Here is a 23,616-nt window from a genome sequence, read left to right on the forward strand (position 1 = left end):
CCGCATCGCCATGTGAAACGTTATGATCCGAGTACTTGGGAATGACGCGATCAATAATACCAGGTAAGCCGATTTCATGGCAGAAAGCAGCGATCAGCCCTAAGTGATCTAGGCGTTTAATGACAGGTTGAGCAGCAGACATAATAAAGTGACCGTTAAATAACAGTAATAGATCAAAACTGGGGATCGCGGTCAAGAGGTCTGTCGCACTAACATTTGTAAACGATCACTGGATCACATTGTTTTAATTCTGAAATTGGCTGCGGAATGACGGTTGTGAATCCATCCTTACTATCTCTCCCGTATATTAATTTCCGTTTCTTTCACTTCAATTGTTCAAATGTAACTTCTTTGTTTTTTATTTGTTTATTAATTGTTGTAAAGTGGCATCCTTTTGTTTTTATTAGTTTTTATGTGTAAATCTCGATTTGGTTTTGAAATCCAAATCGCAGTTTTTATTTATGTCCTCCTTTACTCTGTTCGTAAGGAGATAGAAGATTCGCAGTAATTATTTTGTCATGAACTGTGATCTGGGTAGTGAATAAATAATCATTTATCAGGATTATTACAAACCTTCCTTAAACAAAATTGACAAAATTTAACCAATCGAGATAATCCATTGGTCGGGATTTGACGCTATTAAAGTCCTGCACGTTGTCAGGATGACAAAGAAAGGAAGCAACATGACTAATATAGGAAGCCTGCTAGTAGATGCGGCCACCCTGATGCTAACGGGGATGGCGGTCGTATTTATTTTCCTCACTATTCTTGTTTATCTCGTTCGGCTAATGTCGAAATTGGTACCAGAAGAAGTACCAGAGCCGATCGCAGCACCAAAAACAAATACTAATATTCAATCAACCTCTTCAGCTGTTAGTCCACAAGTAGTGGCGGCGATCTCGGCTGCGATTCATAAACATCGCGCCTCATTCGCGAAGTAGCCGAACCAGGATTAAAAAGGAGTTTAAGAGCATGTCTAAACCACTAGCTATTACAGATGTGGTCCTTCGTGATGCCCATCAATCACTATTTGCTACGCGTATGCGTATTGAGGATATGCTGCCTATCGCAGCTGAGTTGGATAAGGTTGGTTACTGGTCTCTAGAGACTTGGGGTGGCGCAACGTTTGATTCTTGTATTCGATTCTTAGGGGAAGACCCTTGGGAGCGTTTACGTGAACTAAAAAAAGCGATGCCTAATACACCAATGCAAATGCTACTGCGTGGTCAAAACCTTTTAGGATACCGCCATTATGCCGACGACGTAGTAGAGAAGTTCGTTGAACGCGCGCATGCTAACGGTATGGACGTTTTCCGTATCTTTGATGCAATGAATGACGTGCGAAACTTCCAGAAGGCCGTAAAAGCAACGGTCGATGTTGGCGCACATGCTCAAGGTACGCTGTCTTACACAACAAGCCCTGTACATAACGCAGACACTTGGGTTGACTTGGCAAAACGCCTAGAGGATTTAGGTTGTCATTCACTGTGTATTAAAGATATGTCTGGCTTACTCAAGCCTTATGAAGCGGAAGAGCTTATTACGCGTATCAAAGCGTCTTGTGATGTGCCATTAGCACTTCATTGTCACGCGACGACAGGCTTGTCTACTGCGACAGCGGTAAAAGCAGTTGAAGCTGGTATTGATATTCTCGATACAGCGATTTCTTCAATGAGTTGTACCTATGGTCACACACCGACGGAAACGGTAGTCGCGATGCTAGAAGGAACCGAGCGAGATACGAATTTGAAGCTCGAACAACTAGAACCTATCGCCGCGTATTTCCGTGAAGTACGTAAGAAGTACGCGAAGTGGGAAGGTCAGTTGAAAGGTGTAGACTCTCGCATCCTGATTGCTCAAGTGCCTGGCGGCATGCTGACTAACATGGAAGGCCAGTTGAAAGAACAGGGCGCGGCGGATCGCATTGATGAAGTCTTAGAAGAGATCCCTCGTGTTCGCGAAGATCTTGGTTTCATTCCATTGGTGACTCCAACTTCGCAGATCGTCGGAACGCAAGCGGTGATTAACGTGCTTACTGGCGAACGCTATAAGAGCATTACTAAGGAAACCGCTGGTCTATTGAAAGGCGAATACGGTCAAGCGCCAGCCGAGTTAAATGCAGAGCTGCAAGCTAAAGTACTTGATGGCAAAGAACCTATTACTTGTCGTCCTGCCGATTTGCTTGAGCCTGAAATGGAGACGCTTACTGTTGATCTGATGGAGAAAGCGAAATCAGAAGGTATTAAGCTAGCAAGTGAGCGTGTTGATGATGTACTTACTTATGCGCTTTTCCCTCAAGTTGGTCTCAAGTTCCTTAAGAATCGTGATAACCCAGAAGCATTTGAACCTGCACCAACGCTAGAAGCCGCGAAGCCTGCCGTACCTGAGGCGCAACCAGCAACTGGCGGCGTAGAAACTTATAGCGTACGTGTTGACGGACAGGTGTATGAGGTGGAAGTTGGTCCTCAAGGCGAGCTAACCTCTGTCGCTCCTTCTACGGCGCCTGCAAAACCGACGGCACCTAGCGCTCCTTCTAGCGTATCTGCTGAAGCGGTGCCTGCTCCTCTTGCCGGTAACATCTTTAAAGTGAATGTTCAGCCTGGCGCTGAAGTGGCTGAAGGCGATGTACTACTGATTCTTGAAGCAATGAAGATGGAAACAGAAGTGCGTGCGGCGCGTGGTGGTGTTGTCCAAGAGTTGAACGTTAAAGAAGGCGATGCTGTCACAGTAGGTGCGCCTCTGTTGAGCCTGGCGTAAGGGAGTATCATGGACGGATTGTTAACCCTTTGGGCAGAAACAGGGATCGCTAACTTCGAGTTCGGCCAAATCTGTATGATGCTGGTTGGTTGTACCTTGCTGTTTTTGGCAATCAAAAAAGGCTTTGAACCTTTACTGTTATTGCCGATTGGTTTTGGTGCTATCTTGGCGAATATTCCAAATGCTGGCTTTACTGAGCCTGGCGGCTTGCTCTACTACGTTTACTACATTGGGATTGAATCGGGTGTGTTCCCGTTGTTGATCTTCATGGGTGTGGGTGCGATGACCGACTTTGGTGCTTTGATCGCAAACCCAAAAACGTTGTGGCTAGGTGCGGCAGCTCAGTTTGGTATTTTTGCGACACTGTTTGGCGCTATTTTGCTCAACTATGTACCTGGTATGGAGTTCTCCATGGCGGATGCATCGTCTATCGCCATCATCGGTGGTGCGGATGGCCCAACGGCGATTTTCTTAGCAAGTAAGTTATCACCAGACCTGCTTGGTGCGATTGCTGTAGCCGCGTACAGCTACATGGCTTTAGTGCCAATCATTCAGCCGCCAATCATGAAGGCGCTAACCACTAAGGAAGAACGTGAGATTCAAATGGCGCAACTGCGTCACGTGGGTAAATGGGAAAAGGTATTGTTCCCGATGGCAGTATTACTCATGACGATTCTTTTCCTACCTTCAGCAACGCCTCTTGTCGGTATGTTCTGTCTTGGTAACTTAATGCGTGAAGCGGGTGTGGTCGATCGTCTATCGAAAACCGCACAAAATGAGCTGATCAACATCGTGACGATCTTCTTGGGCTTAGGGGTTGGCTCGAAGCTGCAAGCGGATCAATTCCTGAACTTAGAAACATTAGGCATTCTAGGGCTTGGTGCGGTTGCGTTTAGTATTGGTACGGGGGCTGGTGTGCTAATGGCTAAGTTGCTGAACAAGTTCTCAAAAGAAGACATCAACCCACTTATTGGTGCGGCTGGCGTTTCTGCGGTACCAATGGCCGCGCGTGTGGTGAACAAGGTCGGCTTACAAGCTAACCCGCAAAACTTCTTGTTGATGCATGCGATGGGACCAAACGTTGCAGGTGTATTGGGCTCAGCAGTGGCCGCTGGTATCTTGCTAGCACTTGTCGGCTAGTCATTACCGAAAATGGAATGATCAACCAATTTACAAAATCACGATTAACTTCGGTGAACAAAATGGTTTATAGTCAAAGGGATGCTCTCGCATCCCTTTTTGTTTTCTTGCAGGGAATGGTTTATGGAACACAAACAGATCGTTATCACTGAATTTGGTGATGCCAACGTACTCGCGATTCAACATGCTTCTACACCATCACCACAGCCTGGTGAAGTCTTAGTAAAAGTCGCTTTTTCAGGCGTAAATCCTATTGACGTTAAAACTCGAGCCGGACTCGGTTGGGCAGCTGCGCAGAACAAGGATAATTTACCTTGGGTGCCAGGTTACGACATCTCAGGAAAAGTGGTGTCTTGTGGAGAGGGAGCGTCGCGTTTTAATGATGGTGATGAGGTGGCTGGATTTATCGGTTTTCCAGTCCGAGGAGGTGGGTACAGTCAGTACGTATGTGTTCCAGAAGCTGAGTTAAGTCATGTTCCCAGTTCAGTTACTTTAGAGGCTGCCGCAGCATTACCGTTGGCTGGCCAAACTGCGGCACAAGCACTCAGCAAAGCCAATGTGACAGAAAACGATCGCGTACTTATCCTCGCAGGAGCCGGTGGCGTTGGACACCTAGCGGTACAAATCGCGGTCGCGACTAAAGCGGAAGTCTTTACAACCTGCAGTGAACGAAATTTAGACTACCTGGCTACCCTTGGCGCTCACGCAGTGAACTATCAATTTGCACCAGTGTCAGAACGTGTTGAAGACGTTGATGTTTTGATTGATTTAGTAGGTGGAGATGCCGCGTTAGATGCGCTTAAATGCCTGAAAGACGGTGCGAGAGTCATAACCGTTCCAACCATCACAGCTGAGCTGATTTGTGAAAAAGCCAAACTCCTAGGCTTTGAGGCTAACGGCATGTTGGTTGAGCCAGATCCAGCGCAATTAGATACCTTGTTGTACATGGTTGGCGTTGGTTTACTGAAGACTGAAATTCAACAGGTTCATCCGATGAGTGATGTGATTGCTGCTCACCAGCAAGTTGAATCAGGAAGAACCAGAGGCAAGGTGTTGCTTGATATGACATGCTAGAAGCATTTAATACGAGCTTTGAAAGTTTAGCGCTTTGGTTTTCAGATTCAGCATTATGGGTGCTTTTCATGACCGGTTTTCTCAGTGCCACTTTGTTACCTGGTGGCTCTGAGGCGGGCTTAGTTGCCACTCTCTCATTAAATCAATATTCCGTTTCGTCAATTATTATGGTCGCCACTATCGGCAATACGCTTGGTGGCTTAACAAATTATTGGCTTGGCTTGTGGATTCCTAACAAAGCGCAAGAAGAAAAGCACGGTCATACCGCATTAAAGTGGCTGTCAAAGTATGGCTATTGGGGATTATTTTTTAGCTGGTTACCCGTGATTGGAGACCCGCTGTGTTTAGCCGCAGGGTGGCTGAGAATGAAGTTTCTGCCTTGCGTGATTTTAATATTTTTAGGAAAGGCTGCTAGGTATAGCTTACTTGCGGCCATCTATCTCGGATTATTTTAAGGAAAGTACATGAAGATGTTTTGGGTTAGCGCGTGTTCACTTTTGGTGATCACGGGCTGTGTATCAAATACGCCAGTTTCATCACTGCCGGAAGGGGTAACTTTCGTTGAGTCGTCGAAAGCGGAAGAAGGCAAAGTTAAGATTCCATACCAAAAGTATAAACTCGATAATGGCTTAACGGTGATCTTAGCTCCTGAAGATTCCGACCCATTGGTCCATGTGGATGTGACTTACCATGTTGGCTCGGCTCGTGAAGAGGTGGGTAAGTCTGGTTTTGCGCATTTCTTTGAGCACATGATGTTCCAAGGTTCAGAGAACGTTGGTGACCAAGAGCACTTCAGAATCATCACAGAGGCTGGAGGTACGTTAAATGGTACGACAAACCGTGATCGTACTAACTACTTTGAAACTGTCCCGGCTAACCAGCTAGAGAAAATGCTGTGGTTAGAGTCTGACCGTATGGGCTTTTTGCTGGATGCGGTTTCTCAACGCAAATTTGAAATTCAGCGTTCTACTGTAAAAAATGAGCGAGCTCAGCGTTACGATAATCGTCCTTATGGCTTAATTTGGGAGCGCATGTCTGAAGCGCTATATCCTGAAGGTCATCCGTATTCGTGGCAAACCATTGGTTATGTTGAAGATCTTGATCGTGTTGATGTGAACGATCTCAAAGCGTTTTTCTTACGTTGGTATGGCCCAAACAATGCGACTATCACGATCGGTGGGGACTTAGACGTTGAACAAACTCTTGAGTGGGTAAATAAGTACTTCGGTTCGATTCCTCGTGGGCCAGAGGTTGAAAATGCGCCGAAACAACCTGCAAAACTGCAAGAAGACAAATACATCACGCTAGAAGATCGCATTCAACAACCGATGGTGATGATCGCGTGGCCAACAACTTACAACGGCGAAGAAAGCCAAGCGTCTCTCGATACGCTATCTGAAGTGCTAGGTGGCGGTACAAACAGCGTGCTCTACCAAGACTTAGTCAAGACTCAAAAAGCCGTCGATGCGGGCTCATTCCATGACTGTGCAGAACTGGCGTGTAACTTTTACGTTTATGCAATGGGTGATTCAGGGGACAAAGGCGATCTATCAAAACTGTACGACGAGCTTTTACAGTCACTCAATCAGTTTGCTGAAAAAGGCGTGACAGAAGATCGCCTTGAACAATTGAAGGGTAAGGCGGAAGCGGATGCTATCTTTGCATTAGAAAGCGTTAAAGGCAAAGTAACGCAGTTAGCATCCAACGAGACATTCTTCGGCGATCCAGACCGTCTTGAGCAACAGCTTGAGCAGATCCGCGCAGTGACGCCTGCATCGGTAGAAAAAGCGTATACGGATTTTATCCAAGGTAAGAACAAAGTGACCCTAAGCGTGGTACCAAAAGGAAAAACTGACCTTGTCGTAAAACCAGCGACCTTTGTGACGCCAAAACGTACGCTACCAGAATACGAGAAGATCACTGATGATCAATTGGCGTATCGTCGTGCGACCGATAACTTCGATCGCTCTGTGCAACCGCCTGTAGGGGAGCCAGTGAAAGCGACGATGCCTGAGTTGTACGAGCTTCATTTTAATAATGGCTCGGAGTTGCTTGGCGCGGTTAGCGATGAAACACCAACGGTCATGATGCAGTTTAGTTTACCTGCGGGAACACGTTTTGTTGAAAAGGGCAAAGAAGGTCTTGCCCAATTGACCGCCGCGATGTTGCAAGAAGGCACAACGAAACGTAGTGTCGAAGAGATTCAAGCTGAGCTCGATAAACTAGGTAGTGTCATCTCCGTGAATGCAACGGGCTACACAACAAACATCAGCGTTTCTGCTTTAGAAAAGAACTTAGAGCCGACGTTGAAAATTGTCGAAGAGATGTTGCTGTCTCCTGCATTCAAGCAAGCAGACTTTGAGCGTGTGAAGATGCAAGCGCTAGAAGGCCTTGTGTATGAGCATCAAAACCCAAGTTGGATGGCATCACAAGCGACTCGCCAAGTGCTCTATGGGGATTCGGTCTTTGCTCGACCAAAAGACGGCACGCAAGCAGGTGTCAGTGCACTAACGTTGGATGATGTCCGTGAATTCTACTCGAAGCATTACACGCCACAAAGTGCGCAAATCGTCGTTGTTGGTGACATTGATCAACAGGAAATTGAACAGCAACTGACGTTCTGGAAAAACTGGCAGGATGAAGCTGCGCCATTGTATGCACCGCAAAGCATCGCTGCATTAGGTGAGCAAAAGATCCATCTTGTTGATAAACCAGGTGCACCACAAAGTGTGGTCATGATGGTTCGTCAGGGTATGCCTTACGATGCAACGGGCGATTTTTACCTAAGCCAACTGGCAAACTTCAACTTAGCTGGAAACTTCAATAGTCGCATTAACCAAAACCTACGTGAAGACAAGGGTTACACATACGGCGCTTACGGCTACTTCTCTGGAAATCCAGAAACTGGCTCGGTTGTTTTCACCGCGCAAGTGCGAGCGGATGCAACGGTTGCTTCTATCATTGAGATGGAAAATGAGCTAAATGAATACTCGCAGTCAGGAATTACTGATGAAGAGATGAAATTTATGCGTCAAGCGGTCGGTCAAAAAGATGCACTGAAATATGAAACGCCAACACAAAAAGCGGAACTCATCAGTGATATTCTTAAGTACAACCTCGATCAAGATTACTTGCAGCAAAGAAACGCTATCGTAGAAAAAGTCGATAAGCAGACTTTGAATGCACTGGCTCAAAAGTGGTTTGATCCAAATGACTATCAAATTATCGTCGTTGGTGATGCTAAATCACTGCGTCCTCAATTAGAAAAGTTGGGGAAAGACGTAGAAGAGCTTGAAATCATTCGATAGAGTACACATTTAATAGCGGAGAAACGTTTCTCCGCTATTCATCTAGATAAGCGACTTTTCGTGGGTTATTTATCTAGATGCATTAAATATCAATAACTTAGCTTACGCTTGTCCTTTGTGATAAGTGTCCTGCTCCCAATATAAGCGAACCTCATTTTGACTGATTTTGCTGCGCGACTAAAAAAAGTTGCATCAAACCCCGAAGTATTTAAGCAGTTTGGACGCGGTGTTGAGCGAGAAACTTTGCGCTATCGTCAGGATGGACATCTAGCAACAACACCTCATCCAGAGGGGTTAGGCTCAGCGTTCACAAACCAATGGATCACGACTGATTTTTCTGAATCATTGTTAGAGTTCATTACTCCTGTGTCACATGAAATTCCAGAACTGATGGCACAACTGAAAGATATCCATCACTTCACCCAGACAAAAATGGGTGAAGAAAAGATGTGGCCTCTTTCTATGCCATGTTATGTTGGCTCGGAAGAGGATATTCAGCTTGCTCAGTACGGCTCTTCGAATGCAGCAAAAATGAAAACCCTGTACCGAGAAGGCCTAAAACGCCGCTATGGCAGCCTGATGCAAATCATCTCAGGTGTGCATTTTAACTTCTCGTTCCCTGAGACATTTTGGGATGCGCTATACGGCGAGCAAGATGAACAAGCCCGCCAAGATGCTAAGTCTGATGCCTACTTTGCGCTGATCCGTAACTATTACCGTTTTGGTTGGATGATTCCGTATTTCTTCGGTGCATCGCCAGCGTTATGCGGCTCTTTTATTCAAGGTCGTGAAACCGATCTGCCATTCGAAAAAATTGGCGGCACTTTGTATTTGCCGAAATCGACGTCTTTGCGTTTGAGCGATCTGGGCTACACCAATAGTGCGCAAAGTGTACTGAAAATTGGCTTTAACAGCATTGATCAGTATCTGGATGGTTTGAGCGATGCGATTCGTCACCCATCAGAAGAGTTTGCGAAAATAGGCGTCAAAGTGGACGGTGAATACCGCCAGCTTAATTCCAATATTTTACAAATTGAGAACGAGCTATACGCTCCAATTCGCCCGAAACGCGTGTCGAAAAGTGGTGAGAAGCCTTCAGATGCGTTACGACGCGGTGGGGTTGAGTACATTGAAGTTCGCTCTCTAGACGTTAACCCATTCAGCGCAGTGGGTTTGGATGAAGAGCAAGTACGATTCCTTGATCTCTTCCTGACTTGGGCGGCCTTGTCAGACTCGGATCCAATGGACAACTGTGAATTAGAGTGTTGGCGCGACAACTGGAACAAAGTCATTGTTTCTGGTCGTGAAAAAGGGCTAATGCTGCAAATTGGTTGCCAAGGTGAACGTCTATCTCTGCAAGATTGGGCGCATCGCGTGTTTGTCGAGCTGCGTCAGATAGCACAGCAAATGGATATGGCTGCTGGTGGCAGTGCATACCAAGATGTGTGTAATAAACTCGAGACATGGATTGATAACCCAGAACTAACGATTTCAGGTCAACTATTAGAGCTGACGAAAGAGCTTGGTGGGTTAGGTAAAGTCGGCTGTGCGCTTGGCATGAAGTACCGCGAGGAAAATCTAGCTCACGGTTATCAGTACTACTCACAAGATACGATGGAAACGGAAGTGGCGTCGTCAGTAGAAAAGCAAAAGCAAGCGGAACAAAGTGACACGCTATCTTTTGATGATTTTTTGGAAGATTACTTTGCTTATCTGAAGCAGTAGTGAATAGGTAAAGGTTGGGTGGGATTGAACATTAAACCGTTAGTAGTATCGGTACTCGGAAGCATGTTACTTGCAGGTTGTGCCACGGCACCGCCAAAGCAGCAGAATAATTTATGTGAGATATTTCGAGAGAAATCCGGCTGGTATGATGATGCCAAAGATATGGAAGAAAAGTGGGGAACCCCCATTCATGTCGCTATGGCTATCATTAAACAAGAAAGCAGCTTTCGGCACGATGCGAAACCACCCAAAGACTATTTATTGGGATTTATCCCTTGGGGACGAGTTAGCAGTGCGTATGGTTACGCTCAAGCTCAAGATCCTGCTTGGGAAGATTTCCAAGATGCGACGGGTCAGGGCGGTTCTCGTACCAACTTTGATGATTCAATGATGTTTGTCGGTTGGTATACTCACGAAACGAGGCGCCAACTAGGGATTTCGTTATGGGACCCATACAGTCAATATCTGGCTTATCATGAAGGTCGAGGTGGGTACAAGCGAGGTACTTATAAGCGAAAGCCTAGTTTGATCAAAGTCGCTCGACGTGTTGAACAAACTGCAAAAACTTATGGCTGGCAGCTGAAGCAATGTCGTCAGGAATTGGAAGACAACAGCAGCTGGTTCTTTTAACCCACAGCCTGTTTATGTGCTGAAGGGATGAATGACATTTATCCAGTACCGAGAGGTATTGGAGTTACAATCAGGAGAGATGTAATGCCTTTACTCGATAGTTTTACCGTGGACCACACTCGCATGAATGCACCGGCAGTGCGAGTGGCGAAGACCATGCAGACCCCAAAAGGGGACACGATTACTGTCTTCGATTTACGCTTTACCGCGCCAAACAAAGACATCCTTTCTGAAAAAGGTATCCATACACTAGAGCACCTTTATGCAGGTTTTATGCGCAATCACCTAAACAGCGATTCTGTTGAGATCATCGATATTTCGCCTATGGGTTGCCGCACCGGCTTTTACATGAGCCTGATCGGCACTCCATCAGAGCAGCAAGTCGCGGATGCTTGGATTGCGGCAATGGAAGACGTACTAAAGGTAGAAAGCCAGAGCAAGATCCCTGAACTCAACGAATACCAATGTGGTACGGCAGCGATGCACTCTTTAGAAGAAGCACAACAAATCGCGAAGAGCATTTTGGATGCTGGTGTATCGGTGAACAAAAATGATGAACTTGCTTTGCCTGAATCGATGCTAAAAGAGCTGCGCATCGACTAGTTGCTAAAAACTTATCAAGAAGCATATTTATCCAAAACTAAAAAGAGCCTGACATGATCAGGCTCCTTTCTTTTTATTTCTTATCGTGAGTTGTAGATAGGGGCTATTTTTTCTTTTTAGGATAAACACGAACGAGCTTGATGCGGTTTTCTTCAATCTCAACAAGCTCCATTGGATGACCAGCCACTCTCACGCTTAAATGGCTCTCTGGAATATCTTCCAGGTGCTCCAAAATAAGACCGTTTAACGTTCTTGGGCCATCCGTTGGTAAGTCCCATTTCAGGCCTTTGTTGATATCTCGGATATTGGTGCTGCCTTCAATGAGGAAGCTTCCGTCACCTTGAGGACTGATTTCATCAGAAAGGCTTGGAGAAATCGAGGTCGTGAATTCGCCAATGATCTCTTCCAGAATATCTTCCAATGTCACCAAGCCAATAATGTCGCCATACTCATCAACAATCAGACCAATACGCTGTTTGTTGCGTTGGAACTTTAACATTTGCACGTTTAGTGGCGTACCTTCCGGGATGTAATAGACTTCATCCGCGGCACGTAATAGCGTCTCTTTATTGAACTCGTTTTTTTCCAGCATCAGGCGGTAAGCTTCACGCAGGCGCAGCATGCCAACCACTTCATCAATTTGGTCACGATAAAAAACAATGCGTCCATGCGGTGAGTGGGTAAGCTGACGAACGATGGATTTCCAGTCATCATTAATATCGATACCGGTAATCTCATTGCGTGGCACCATGATGTCGTTCACAGTGACGTGCTCAAGATCCAAAATAGATACCAACATGTCTTGGTGTCGGCGAGGGATCAATCCGCCAGCTTCGTTTACTACGGTACGCAGCTCATCGGAACTAAGATGGTCTTCTACTGAGTGATCGGCTTTTACGCCAAGTAAACGAATAAAGCCATTCGTAATAAAGTTAACGAGCATCACCAAAGGCGATAGTAACTTCATCAATATGGTCAGTAGGATACTGCTCGCGTAAGACACGCGTTCAGGGTACAGCGCTGCAATTGTTTTTGGGGTAACTTCAGCAAAAACCAATACAACCATAGTCAGTGCACCGGTTGCGATAGCGACACCTAAATCACCATACAAACGCATACCAATAATGGTCGCGATGGCGGACGCGAGAATATTAACGAGGTTGTTGCCGATAAGAATAAGACCAATCAAACGATCTGGACGGTCTAATAGCCTTTCGACTCGCTTAGCGCCTTTATGCCCATTTTTGGCTAAGTGCTTTAAGCGATAACGGTTCAGAGACATCATCCCTGTTTCTGAGCCGGAAAAGTAACCTGATATGACGATAAGACACGCGAGTAGCGCAAACAAGATACCCGTAGAGATGTCGTCCAAAACGTTGCTGTTCCTTGTAAGTATTGGGTTATATAACGGTTGAGTAAGTCCGTTAAGTCAAAGGGTTAAGGCGTACTGTATTTTATCTAGCCTAAAATATAAAGGATAGGAGCCCTAGAGCTCCTTAATTCAAGATGATTTCTTTCACAAAGCGACTGCCAAAATACGCCAGAGTTAACAGCGTTGCCCCTGCGACAGCGAACCAAGTAACTTTTCTACCACGCCAACCTTTTTGATAATGACCCCAAAGCAGTATTGAGTACACAATCCAAGCGATGAAAGAAAGAATGCCTTTATGCGCTTTACCTTGAGCAAACATATCCTGCACAAAGACAAAGCCAGTAATGAGCGTACCAGTTAACAATAAGTTACCGATCAAAATGATTTTGAATAGCTGACGCTCTACCATTAATAAAGGCGGCAGGTTTGGGTTAATCGCCAAAGATTTTTTTGTTTTCAGTTTGTGATCCAACCAAGCCAGCTGAAGTGCGTAGAGTGCACCGATAGTTAAAGTTGCGTATGAGAACAGCGCAAAAGAAATGTGAATGAGTAGCTTAGGGTCATTCTCTAGGTGCTTGATAAACGTGCTTGGCAAAAATGTGGCAGCAGATAAATTGATGGCAGCAAAGCTATAAACGACAGGCAATAAAAACCACAACCGATTTTTCAACATAGCAAGGCTCATGACCAGAGAAATAATAAAACTGATCAAAGAGGCTACGTTTAGAATACTAAGGTTTTGACCTGAACCATCAAAAATCAGATCACTCAAAATCCACGCATGAAAAACAAGCGCACAGGCAGCACTAGCAAACACTGTTTTTGCTTTGATTCCTGACTGCTGTGAGAGTCCGGGTATGATGGTCGCAATCGCCAAAACATAAAGTATGGCGGCCGCGATGGCTATTAAGCTATCCATGAATCCTAAATATTATTGTGCACAATGAGGAAATTATACCTTGCATTACACTTTGGGGCTACGTTATATCCGACATCAATCGTGAGAGATGAGATATTGAAATTAATAAGTTACCGCACCATATAGAAATAGAGACAAGAATAGAGCAGCGGTACGGGTATGACTCAGACCTTGGCTAATGTATACTCACACTAATTAATCGCCATTTTAGCGAAGAGACAAAGATGTTTGAGAATTTAACGGATCGATTATCCAAAACGCTGAAAAATATCAGTGGCAAAGGTCGTCTGACCGAAGACAACATTAAAGAGACCCTACGTGAAGTACGAATGGCCTTACTTGAAGCTGACGTTGCGCTTCCGGTTGTTCGTGAATTTGTTAACCGCGTTAAAGAAAAAGCGGTAGGTGTAGAAGTTTCTAAATCTCTGACTCCAGGTCAGGAATTTATCAAGATCGTTCAAACAGAACTTGAAGCCGTAATGGGTGAGTCGAATGAGGCGCTAAACCTTGCCGCTCAACCACCTGCTGTGCTTCTTATGGCGGGTCTACAAGGTGCGGGTAAAACCACATCGGTAGGTAAGCTATCTAAGCTTTTAAAAGAACGTGACAAGAAGAAAGTCTTGGTTGTGTCTGCCGACGTTTACCGCCCTGCGGCAATCAAGCAGCTTGAAACGCTGGCATCAGACATCGGTGTTGACTTCTTCCCATCATCACCAGACCAGAAGCCTATTGATATCGCCAATGCAGCGATTGACCATGCGAAGAAAAAATTCTACGACGTATTGATTGTCGATACCGCAGGTCGCTTGGCGATTGATGAAGAGATGATGGGGGAGATCAAAAATCTTCACGCAGCTATCAACCCAGTAGAAACGCTATTTGTTGTTGACGCTATGACGGGTCAAGACGCAGCAAATACAGCAAAAGCCTTTGGCGATGCGCTACCTCTTACTGGTGTGGTTCTAACTAAGGTTGATGGTGATGCTCGTGGTGGTGCGGCACTGTCAGTACGCCATGTAACGGGCAAACCAATCAAATTCTTGGGTGTCGGTGAAAAAACTGACGCGCTAGAACCGTTCCATCCAGATCGTGTTGCTTCACGTATTCTTGGTATGGGTGACGTTCTGTCTTTAATTGAAGACCTACAACGCAACGTTGACCAAGAAAAAGCAGAAAAGCTGGCGAAGAAGTTCAAAGAGAAGAAAGGTTTCGACCTTGAAGATTTCCGTGAACAGCTAGGCCAGATGCAAAACATGGGCGGCATGATGGGCATGATGGATAAGCTTCCAGGCATGTCTCAGCTACCAGACAATGTGAAAGACAAAGTCGATGACAAGATGTTCAAGCAGATGGAAGCGATCATCAGCTCCATGACAATGAAAGAACGTCAACGCCCAGAGATTATCAAAGGCTCACGCAAGAAACGTATTGCGGCTGGTTCTGGTGTGCAGGTTCAAGACGTAAACCGCTTACTAAAACAGTTCACCCAAATGCAGAAGATGATGAAAAAGATGCAAAAAGGTGGCATGAAAGGCATGATGCGCAACATGCAAGGCATGATGGGCGGCATGGGTGGAGGCGGTGGCTTCAACCCATTTGGTCGTTAATTAATCGATCACGCATAGATTCAGGGTGTTAGGTACGTCACAAACTTTAAATTCAATTTATGTTGGTGAAAAAGTAACTAAACTCCTTGCATTGCTCCGGGAGAAGAGTAAAATTCCGGAGCTTTATTTTGGCACGAGACCCCAAACTATTTAATTTCTTGAATGGTTTTTGGGGTTAATTTTATTTTTGAGAAAGCAAAGAGGACGACATGGTAACCATTCGTTTGGCACGTCACGGCGCTAAAAAGCGTCCATTTTATCAAATCGTAGTAGCGGACAGCCGCAACGCTGCAACTGGCCGTTTCATCGAGAAAGTTGGTTTCTTTAACCCAACTGCTAAAGGTCAAGAAGAAGGTCTACGTCTAGACCTAGACCGCGTTAACCACTGGGTTGGTCAAGGCGCGTCTGTATCTGACCGCGTTGCTAAGCTAGTTAAAGACGCTCAAAAAGCGGCTTAATTTTTTACTTGAAAAGTAGAAACTAGTTTATGTCGATGAAAGGTAAAGAAACAATGAGCAACGAAAAGATTGTTGTAGGCAAGTTTGGTGCTACTTACGGCATTCGAGGTTGGCTTAAGGTTTTTTCCTACACAGACAATGCTGAAAGCATTTTCGATTACAGCCCTTGGTACATTAACCAAAAGGGTAAGTGGGTTGAGTACAAAGTAGAAAGCTGGAAGCGCCATAACAAAGGTATGGTGGCTAAGCTGGAAGGCATGGATGTTCGTGAAGACGCGCATCTAATGACGAACTTTGAAATTGCTATTGACCCTGCGGTACTTCCTGAATTGTCAGAAGATGAGTTCTACTGGCGCGAATTGTTTGGGATGCAAGTTGTAACCACTAAAGGTTACGATCTAGGTGTCGTTACTGACATGCTAGAAACTGGCTCAAACGATGTTCTGGTTGTTAAAGCAAATCTTAAAGATGCTTTCGGGCAGAAGGAACGATTAATCCCGTTCCTTGAAGAGCAAGTGATCATTAATGTTGATCGCGAAGCTCAACGGATCGAAGTTGACTGGGATCCTGGATTCTAATCTCCAAAATTACAGAGCGAGATAAACATGTGGGTTGGCGTTATTAGCCTTTTTCCAGAAATGTTCCGTTCTGTTACTGATTTTGGAGTAACAGGTCAAGCGGTTAAAAAAGGTCTTTTGTCGATTGAGACTTGGAATCCTAGAGATTTCACTCACGACAAACATCGCACAGTCGATGACCGACCTTACGGTGGTGGCCCTGGTATGTTAATGATGGTTCAGCCTTTGCGCGATGCCATTCATACCGCGAAAGCAGCCTCACCGGGCAAGACGAAAGTCATCTACCTTTCTCCTCAAGGTCGCAAGCTCGACCAGAAAGGAGTAGAAGAACTGGCAACAAATGAGAACTTGCTTCTGATTTGTGGTCGTTACGAAGGGATAGATGAGCGCATCATTCAATCTGAAGTCGACGAAGAATGGTCGATTGGTGATTTTGTGATGACGGGTGGTGAGATACCAGCCATGACGTTAATCGATTCTGTCTCTCGGTTTGTTCCGGGTGTACTAGGGGATTTCGCGTCAGCAGAAGAAGACTCTTTTGCAAATGGCTTGTTAGATTGCCCTCACTATACGCGTCCAGAAGTGTTGGATGACAAAGAAGTACCAGCGGTACTGATGTCAGGCAATCACAAGGACATTCGTCAATGGCGACTAAAACAGTCGCTGGGCCGAACTTGGCTTAGAAGACCAGAGCTCCTGGAAAACCTAGCTCTGACTGACGAACAGGAACAATTACTTGCTGAGTTCATTAGTGAACATAACGCAAAGTAACCTAATTTATTTAGTATCAGTTTATTCTAGGAATTTAAAAAATGAGTAACATCATCAAAGCTCTTGAAGAAGAGCAAATGAAATCAGACCTACCTAAATTTGCACCAGGTGACACTGTTGTAGTTCAAGTTAAGGTAAAAGAAGGTGACCGTGAGCGTCTACAGGCTTTCGAAGGCGTCGTAATCGCAATCCGTAACCGTGGTCTACACTCTGCTTTCACTGTACGTAAGATCTCTAACGGTGAAGGTGTTGAGCGTACGTTCCAAACACACTCTCCAATCGTTGATAGCATCGAAGTTAAACGCCGTGGTGCAGTACGTCGTGCCAAGTTGTACTACCTACGTGAGCGTTCTGGTAAGTCTGCTCGTATCAAAGAGAAACTTGCTAAGAAGTAATGCTATAACTAGCGTTCTCATCTTAAACGGAGTCCTTTTAGGGCTCCGTTTTTTTATTTGTGTAATTAGCTTGCTCGTTTCTTTTCACCCGACCTGTACTGTCGATGCTCATGCACTGGCATGCTCTCCACGCTTCCGCCTTGCTCGAATAAAAATAGCTTTGCTAGATCATCAAAATAGTCAGAGTTGAAAAGGGGTGAATGAATACCGATTGCAGACCGCAATGGTTAAAATTCATCACTCTGGACAGCGACGAAGGAGTGTGGTTCAGAATCTACTAGCCGAGAATGCAAGTGTTTAAGTTGTTAGCTTCATCCTTGCTGTGAGTAGATTCCTGATGTCGTTATGGCTCCTCGGAATGACGGGAAATGATGGTCAAATATTACAGGGTACCGCGGTTAAAATTCGTCATTCTGAACAGCGACGAAGGAGCGTGATTCAGAATCTACTAGTCGAGCATGTAAGTGTTTAAGTCGTCAGCTTTAGCTGCGTCCTTACAGTGAGTAGATTCCTGATGTCGCTATGGCTCCTCGGAATGACGGCAAATGATGACCAAAGATTACAGGGCTCCGCGGTTAAAATTCGTCACTCTGGACAGCGACGAAAGAGCGTGATTCAGACTCCCCAAGAAGGAGCCTAGGATATTCCTTTACCCTAGTGCCTCAATTAATACTGGTCTTCAGACCAGCCATCACTGTCGGACATATCGGGGGCGCCTGGGATGGTGTTTTCTTCATCTGCCCATTCACCAAAATCAATCATTTGGCATTGTTTACTGCAGAAAGGGCGATGAGGACTTTGTTCTCCCCATTCTACGTCGGCGCCACATTGTGGGCATTGAACGATGGTAATTTTAGACATAGTTGAGCGTCCCATTACTAATTGGTGTTAAAGGGTAGTATACCTAAATGAATTCAAGATGGCTTATTCAACGCGCTATTGCTGCTATGAAATTTTATCCAATATAAGCGTAACAAAGCGTTGAATTTTAGATTGTGGGGGAGGCTTAGTGTCGTCTTAGCTGCACACAGCAAGTTCAAACTCAATATCTTGTGTGCACGCTTGACCGTTTTCAAACGACATAAACTTGATCGCAAAGCGGTTTTTATGGCCAGAAATCATAGGATAAACGCCATATTCCATTGGGATGTGGAGCCTTAGAATATTGGCTTCATCAGCGTCACTTTGGAAGAAACCCGCACGACCGATTTGAGCTTTGAAATGTCCGGTCTCTCTGGTGAGTTTCAACCATAGCGAAAGCGCATCAGATAAGGGCTTTAAGCTTACTTGCCACTGCTGTGCATCATGCTTTTTACGTTCAATGGGTAGGTGAAGCCAGTAATGTAACGCTGGCAAATCAAAACAACATGAACCACCCGGCAGATTAAAGCGTTGGCGGATAGAGCTTAAGAAGCGATCTTCTTTTAGTGCTTGACCAAAACGCTCTGCACCCATCAGTTGGCTATGAACGACATCTATCTCTTGTAGTAGGGTATTTAATGCGTCTTGATCGACGCCATCAACATTTAGCCAATGGCGGTACGACAGCCGTTGCTTCTCTAAATCTTTGGCCAGTTCACTTTTCAGCTGGATCTGTTCGAAGATCTCAACCATATCGAATAACGCACGGAAAAACAGTTGGTACTGGTGATTTTCGCTAAACCCAGAGGCCAAGTGAGCCTGACGCAGCAGAGACTCCACTCTTAGATAAATACGAGTTTTCTCATTTAACGGATGTTCAAATTTGTGCGTGGTCATCGACATAAGCCTTTGTGAGTTTCGTTCCTATTTTCGCAGATTTTTCTTACACATGGCTAGGTACTTTTCGTGCAAATCTGTGATTTGAAGCAAAAGATCTGGGTCACTTGGATTATTCTTAACCACATCGTCTGCAAGCGCGAGTCTTTGCTCTCTTGATGCTTGAGAGGCAAGGATAGCGTGAGCTTGTTCTTCACTCACATTGTCTCGTTTCATCGTGCGAGATATCTGTGTATTCGGTTCTACATCGACGACAAGAACTCGATCACACAAACTGTCTAGCTTGTTTTCTACGAGCAACGGCACCACAAGTAACGCATACTCTGAGGTGACTTGCTGCAAATCTTCGATCATCTTTTCACGAATTATCGGGTGCAACAGTGCGTTGAGCCATGCTTTTTCATCTGAGTTTGAAAAGATTTTCTCTCTCAGCTTTGCGCGATCTAAAGTTTGGTCTTCACGAACGATATTGTGACCAAAATGTTCAATAATCGCGTTTAGGCCGGGAGTGCCTGGCTCGACGACTTCTCTTGCAACAATGTCGGCATCGACGATATCGATTTTAAATTGTTGTTTGAACAGATTCGCGACGGTTGTTTTACCGCTAGCGATACCACCTGTTAAACCAATAACCAAAGCCATTTACACTCCTAGAACTGAAGTAAAGTACCAGTTTAAAATCTGGTCGCCCCAAATTAAGCTTATCCAACCAGCAATTGCTAAGTAAGGACCGAAAGGAAAAGCTTTTTCAATTCCCTGTTTTTGCAAGCGTAGTTGAATGATGCCAAATACGATGCCAACCACAGAAGAAAGTAGAATGATCATCGGCAGTGACTGCCAGCCCAGCCAAGCCCCTAGTGCTGCTAGTAGCTTAAAATCACCATATCCCATTCCTTCTTTACCAGTAAGTAGCTTAAAGCCCCAGTAAACGGACCAGAGACATAGGTAACCAGCAATAGCACCAATGACAGAATCTTGTAGAGTAACAGGACTTATTTCGACTAATGCTAAGGCAATGCCAGCCCAAGTTAATGGTAATGTTAATTGGTCAGGTAACAACATAGTATCGAGATCGATAAATGTTGCGGCGATTAAGATAAAAGTGAAAAAGAGTAGGGTAACGGTAAAGTAACTAAAACCAAAGTGGTAAGCGACAAAGCCTGAGCAGAACGCAGTGAGCAGTTCAATCAGTGGATAGCGTGCGCTAATGGCTGTCTGACAGTTGTGGCATTTGCCTTTTAAAAGCAGCCAGCTAATCACAGGGATGTTGTCTCGAATACGTATCGGCGTTGCGCACTTCTGACAGGAGGAGTGTGGGACGCTCAAGGTCAGCACTTCTTTAGGAGGTTCTATTTTGTATTCAGGAAATGACTCGGCACATTCGCGTCGCCATTCTAGTTCCATGATTTTAGGTAGTCGATAAATAACCACATTGAGGAAGCTACCCACGATCAGACCGAAGATGGTGGCAAACACAACGAATAGCCAAGGGTAGTACTGGAATACTTCCATATTTGTCTCTTGAGCGATGAGTGAAATCAGCAAGATGCTGTTTTAAAGGAGTTAACAGCTCATTCTAGCCCAATACACTCATTAAGTTAAAGATTGGCAAGTACATTGCTGTCACTAATCCGCCAACAACGATGCCTAAAAAAACGATAATTAGCGGCTCTAGAATTTTACTAAGGTTGTCGACGGTGTTATCGACTTCAAACTCGTAGATCGTTGCAACTTTATTGAGCATATCGTCAAGTCGACCAGACTCTTCACCGATCATGACCATTTGTAACACTAATTCAGGAAACACATTACAGTTACGCATGGCAACATACATTGGCATACCTGCGGCGGTATCACGGTAAACTTCTTCTATGGCGAGTTGATAGTGTAAGTTTCCTGAGGTTTTTGATGTGGTTTTTAAACTGGTTAGAATTGGAATACCCGCTGTAAAGCTTGTGGCGAGTGTTCGACTAAATTTGGCGATAGCAGCTTTTGATAATACAGGGCCCAGAACAGGAAATTTAAGCACAGAGCGGTTGAGCATTAAGCGAAAAGAATCTGAACGCTTAGAGAGGATTCTCGCCGAGATGAATAAACTAATGGAGCCTAGTGCGATAAACGGACTCCAGTTTTGTGTCCAGGCGGAAAGATCTAATACTTGCCTGGTAAACCAAGGTAAGTCAGCACCAAAACCAACAAACATTTTTTCAAACTCGGGAATGACTTTGGTGAGCATGATAAACGAGACGCCTAACGCTACTAGCACTACCATGGCTGGGTAAATCAGGGCTTTGATCACTTTCGCACGGAGTTGTTCATTTTTTTCTCGGTAGGTGGCTAAGCGCTCGAATACTTCTGCTAAGTTACCGGATTGCTCACCTGTGGCGATAAGGTCGGTATAGAGTGGGTCAAAGTGTTCACTTGCAGTGCGCATGGCTTTTGACATGGGCGTACCCGCTTCAACGGCGCGTGTCACGCTCATCAAAATGGATTTCATCTCTGCTTTTTTGTGGTTTTCTGAGACCAATTTTAAAGCCTGAACTAAGGGGACACCGGTTATCAACATCGTCGAAATTTGCCGGGTAAACACCGTGATGTCTCTGCCTTTCACGCGATGGCTGAGTTTAGTTAGAAACGAGATACTGCTTTTCTTTAACTTCTTGATCTTGATGTGTTGTGCGTCTAGACGCTCGCGTACTTCAATTTCTGTCATCGCGAGAGTTTGTCCAGACGTCTTTTTGCCTGAACTGTTGATGCCTTTCCAGCGGAAGTTTTTAAGTTGTGGTGTAGTGGTTTTCATAGAGGTGACTGCTGATTAAAGGATTAAAAATAAAGTACGCGCTGTAGTTCACTAAAACTTGTGATCCCTTGTTTGAGTTTTTCTATGCCCGACATTTGTAACGTGCTCATACCATTTGCGATGGCGAGTTTTTCTAGTTCATGTACCGACGCGCCTTTAATAAGCGCTTCGGAAAGAAATTCATCAAAGCGCATCACTTCATAAATCCCCGTTCGGCCGGAATAACCATGGGTACACTCATTGCATCCATCGGGATTGGCTTTAAAAATGTTGTCGCTTGCTTGAATTCCGAGATGTTGTAGCTGAACGGTAAGCTCTTGTGATTGTTTGCAGTGCGAGCACAGTTTACGGGCTAAGCGCTGGGCAATAATCAAACTAAGAGATGAGGCCAAGTTAAAGCTTTCTACGCCCATGTTTGATAAACGAATAACCGTTTCAGCCGCAGAATTGGTATGCAAGGTTGAAAGTACTAAGTGACCGGTTTGCGATGCTTTTATGGCGATTTCCGCAGTGTCTAAGTCACGAATCTCACCGACCATGACCACATCGGGGTCTTGACGAAGAAAAGAGCGTAACGCCTCTGCGAAGCCAAAGCCGATCTTGGGTTGTACTTGTACTTGGTTAATGCCCGATAAGTTAATTTCTACCGGGTCTTCTGCTGTGGAAATGTTGATTTCTGGCTTATTGAGAATACTCAATCCAGTGTACAGAGAAACGGTTTTTCCGCTCCCGGTTGGCCCTGTCATCAGAATCATGCCTTGTGGGCGACGCAGCGCATCCAAGTACAATTGTTTTTGTTGTTTGCTATAACCAAGCTTGTCGATATCCAATGACGCAGAGCTGCTGTCGAGCAGTCGTAGTACAATTTTCTCTCCAAATAGAGTAGGTAGCGTGGATACACGCATATCAATTGCGGTGTCTTGATTCAACTTGAGCTTAATACGCCCATCTTGTGGTAAACGTCGCTCTGCAATATCAAGCTTAGAGAGGATTTTGATACGAGCGGATAAGCGGCGACTTAAGTGGCTTGGTGGCTGCTGTGTTTCAATTAAGATGCCATCACAGCGTAAGCGAACGCGGTACATCTTTTCATAAGGCTCAAAGTGGATATCGGATGCGCCTTTGCGCACAGCGTCCAACAGAATTTGGTTTATGTAACGGCTAACAGGAGATTCGTCTTGGCTCAAGTCTTCAATGTTGTCGATTTCATCTGCGCCCACGTCAACCAGATTGGCTAACTCTTCTTGGTTGATCTCTTTTAACCCGGACTTCTCATGACTCAATGAACGACCATATAAGCGTCGAATTGCCGCGCTGAGTTGACGAAAATCCGCCAACACCAATTCAATCTGTAAACCAGTCGCAAAACGAAAGTCATCTTCTGCTTGCTGGTTCGTGGGGTCGGCAACGGCTAATAACAACGTTGAAGGCGTACGCTGGAGTGGGAGTGCGTTATGTCGAGTGATTAATTCACGTAGACCGAGCTGTTGACAAAGCGAAGCATACTCGTACTGAGATAACTCGGGCTGATTTAAACCAAAGAGAGAACTTAAGTGATCAGCTAGCTCGCTTGATGTTAATAATCCAGAACTGAGTAAAGCTTCCGGCATTGAAATGCCAGAAGCTTTGACTTGCTCTATTAACGATTCTTCTTGGGAAAACGTCAGTAACCCTTTTTGGCGAAGAATGGTTGAGAGGTTGGTTAGCATCTATACTAGCGA

The 23,616-nt window shown here is 45.1% G+C and carries 23 protein-coding genes; 14 read left to right on the forward strand and 9 right to left on the reverse strand.

Annotated elements, in window-relative coordinates:
- Nucleotides 1–142, reverse strand: a 142-nt coding sequence (locus tag NL643_RS01905; RefSeq protein WP_253643918.1) for a DUF4277 domain-containing protein, incomplete at its 3' end; no start/stop codon positions are given.
- Nucleotides 143–683: 541 nt separating this feature from the next.
- On the opposite strand from NL643_RS01905, the gene NL643_RS01910 reads away from it, so the two are divergent.
- From NL643_RS01910 to luxS, 9 genes are all read left to right on the forward strand, one after another.
- Complete coding sequence (locus NL643_RS01910; protein WP_005379932.1) at nt 684–941, forward strand: oxaloacetate decarboxylase subunit gamma; 258 nt, start codon at nt 684–686, stop codon at nt 939–941.
- 31 nt (nt 942–972) lie between these two features.
- A complete protein-coding gene (oadA, locus tag NL643_RS01915; protein WP_203346923.1) occupies nt 973–2,757 on the forward strand; it encodes a sodium-extruding oxaloacetate decarboxylase subunit alpha in 1,785 nt (594 codons plus the stop codon).
- 9 nt (nt 2,758–2,766) lie between these two features.
- Nucleotides 2,767–3,897: a sodium ion-translocating decarboxylase subunit beta gene (locus NL643_RS01920; protein ID WP_005396706.1), complete on the forward strand. Its 1,131-nt coding sequence runs from the start codon at nt 2,767–2,769 to the stop codon at nt 3,895–3,897.
- 123 nt (nt 3,898–4,020) lie between these two features.
- Nucleotides 4,021–4,971, forward strand: coding sequence for an NADP-dependent oxidoreductase (locus NL643_RS01925; protein WP_253643819.1), 951 nt, complete (start codon nt 4,021–4,023; stop codon nt 4,969–4,971).
- Entirely contained in the window at nt 4,965–5,426 is a 462-nt protein-coding gene (locus NL643_RS01930; RefSeq protein WP_005396704.1) for a YqaA family protein, read from the forward strand. The genes NL643_RS01925 and NL643_RS01930 overlap by 7 nt, the downstream gene beginning before the upstream one ends.
- Nucleotides 5,427–5,435: 9 nt before the next feature.
- Nucleotides 5,436–8,279 carry a pitrilysin family protein gene (locus NL643_RS01935; RefSeq protein ID WP_104974814.1) on the forward strand — a complete coding sequence of 948 codons (2,844 nt, stop codon included), beginning with the start codon at nt 5,436–5,438 and terminating at the stop codon, nt 8,277–8,279.
- A gap of 156 nt (nt 8,280–8,435) precedes the next feature.
- Entirely contained in the window at nt 8,436–10,004 is a 1,569-nt protein-coding gene (gshA, locus tag NL643_RS01940; RefSeq protein WP_046875082.1) for a glutamate--cysteine ligase, read from the forward strand.
- 24 nt (nt 10,005–10,028) lie between these two features.
- Nucleotides 10,029–10,634, forward strand: coding sequence for a hypothetical protein (locus NL643_RS01945; protein ID WP_170903315.1), 606 nt, complete (start codon nt 10,029–10,031; stop codon nt 10,632–10,634).
- Between the two features lie 84 nt (nt 10,635–10,718).
- A complete protein-coding gene (luxS, locus tag NL643_RS01950) occupies nt 10,719–11,237 on the forward strand; it encodes an S-ribosylhomocysteine lyase (RefSeq protein WP_048625973.1) in 519 nt (172 codons plus the stop codon).
- Between the two features lie 103 nt (nt 11,238–11,340).
- Here the strand turns inward: luxS and NL643_RS01955 are convergent, their stop codons facing one another.
- Nucleotides 11,341–12,609 (reverse strand): HlyC/CorC family transporter, encoded by a 1,269-nt coding sequence (locus NL643_RS01955; RefSeq protein ID WP_005396696.1) that lies wholly within the window; start codon nt 12,607–12,609, stop codon nt 11,341–11,343.
- A gap of 124 nt (nt 12,610–12,733) precedes the next feature.
- The gene (locus tag NL643_RS01960) at nt 12,734–13,528 is read right to left on the reverse strand and encodes an inner membrane protein YpjD (protein ID WP_005396694.1); all 795 of its coding nucleotides are present in this window, start codon (nt 13,526–13,528) and stop codon (nt 12,734–12,736) included.
- Between the two features lie 224 nt (nt 13,529–13,752).
- On the opposite strand from NL643_RS01960, the gene ffh reads away from it, so the two are divergent.
- The 5 genes from ffh (at nt 13,753) to rplS (ending at nt 17,337) form a co-directional block, all read left to right on the forward strand.
- Complete coding sequence (gene ffh, locus NL643_RS01965) at nt 13,753–15,135, forward strand: signal recognition particle protein (RefSeq protein WP_253643820.1); 1,383 nt, start codon at nt 13,753–13,755, stop codon at nt 15,133–15,135.
- 209 nt (nt 15,136–15,344) lie between these two features.
- On the forward strand, nt 15,345–15,593 hold the full coding sequence (gene rpsP / locus NL643_RS01970; protein WP_005379962.1) for a 30S ribosomal protein S16: 249 nt from the start codon (nt 15,345–15,347) through the stop codon (nt 15,591–15,593).
- Between the two features lie 29 nt (nt 15,594–15,622).
- On the forward strand, nt 15,623–16,171 hold the full coding sequence (gene rimM, locus NL643_RS01975) for a ribosome maturation factor RimM (RefSeq protein ID WP_005379964.1): 549 nt from the start codon (nt 15,623–15,625) through the stop codon (nt 16,169–16,171).
- 27 nt (nt 16,172–16,198) lie between these two features.
- A complete protein-coding gene (trmD, locus tag NL643_RS01980; RefSeq protein WP_085342646.1) occupies nt 16,199–16,942 on the forward strand; it encodes a tRNA (guanosine(37)-N1)-methyltransferase TrmD in 744 nt (247 codons plus the stop codon).
- A 41-nt stretch (nt 16,943–16,983) separates the two neighbouring features.
- Nucleotides 16,984–17,337 (forward strand): 50S ribosomal protein L19, encoded by a 354-nt coding sequence (gene rplS, locus NL643_RS01985; protein ID WP_005379971.1) that lies wholly within the window; start codon nt 16,984–16,986, stop codon nt 17,335–17,337.
- 666 nt (nt 17,338–18,003) lie between these two features.
- Here rplS and yacG read toward each other — a convergent pair.
- From yacG to pilB, 6 genes are all read right to left on the reverse strand, one after another.
- Nucleotides 18,004–18,198, reverse strand: a complete 195-nt coding sequence (gene yacG, locus NL643_RS01990) for a DNA gyrase inhibitor YacG (RefSeq protein ID WP_005396692.1) — start codon at nt 18,196–18,198, stop codon at nt 18,004–18,006.
- Nucleotides 18,199–18,354: 156 nt separating this feature from the next.
- Nucleotides 18,355–19,095: a cell division protein ZapD gene (gene zapD, locus NL643_RS01995; RefSeq protein ID WP_012841416.1), complete on the reverse strand. Its 741-nt coding sequence runs from the start codon at nt 19,093–19,095 to the stop codon at nt 18,355–18,357.
- A gap of 27 nt (nt 19,096–19,122) precedes the next feature.
- Nucleotides 19,123–19,737: a dephospho-CoA kinase gene (gene coaE, locus NL643_RS02000; protein WP_253643821.1), complete on the reverse strand. Its 615-nt coding sequence runs from the start codon at nt 19,735–19,737 to the stop codon at nt 19,123–19,125.
- The gene (locus NL643_RS02005; RefSeq protein ID WP_253643822.1) at nt 19,738–20,607 is read right to left on the reverse strand and encodes an A24 family peptidase; all 870 of its coding nucleotides are present in this window, start codon (nt 20,605–20,607) and stop codon (nt 19,738–19,740) included. It lies immediately after the preceding gene.
- A 64-nt stretch (nt 20,608–20,671) separates the two neighbouring features.
- Nucleotides 20,672–21,895, reverse strand: a complete 1,224-nt coding sequence (locus NL643_RS02010) for a type II secretion system F family protein (protein WP_074191781.1) — start codon at nt 21,893–21,895, stop codon at nt 20,672–20,674.
- Between the two features lie 23 nt (nt 21,896–21,918).
- Nucleotides 21,919–23,604 carry a type IV-A pilus assembly ATPase PilB gene (gene pilB / locus NL643_RS02015; protein WP_253643823.1) on the reverse strand — a complete coding sequence of 562 codons (1,686 nt, stop codon included), beginning with the start codon at nt 23,602–23,604 and terminating at the stop codon, nt 21,919–21,921.
- Between the last annotated feature and the right edge of the window lie 12 nt (nt 23,605–23,616).

The sequence above is a fragment of the Vibrio sp. Y42_MX_L11 genome (genome assembly GCF_024181785.1).
Lineage (GTDB): Bacteria > Pseudomonadota > Gammaproteobacteria > Enterobacterales > Vibrionaceae > Vibrio > Vibrio diabolicus.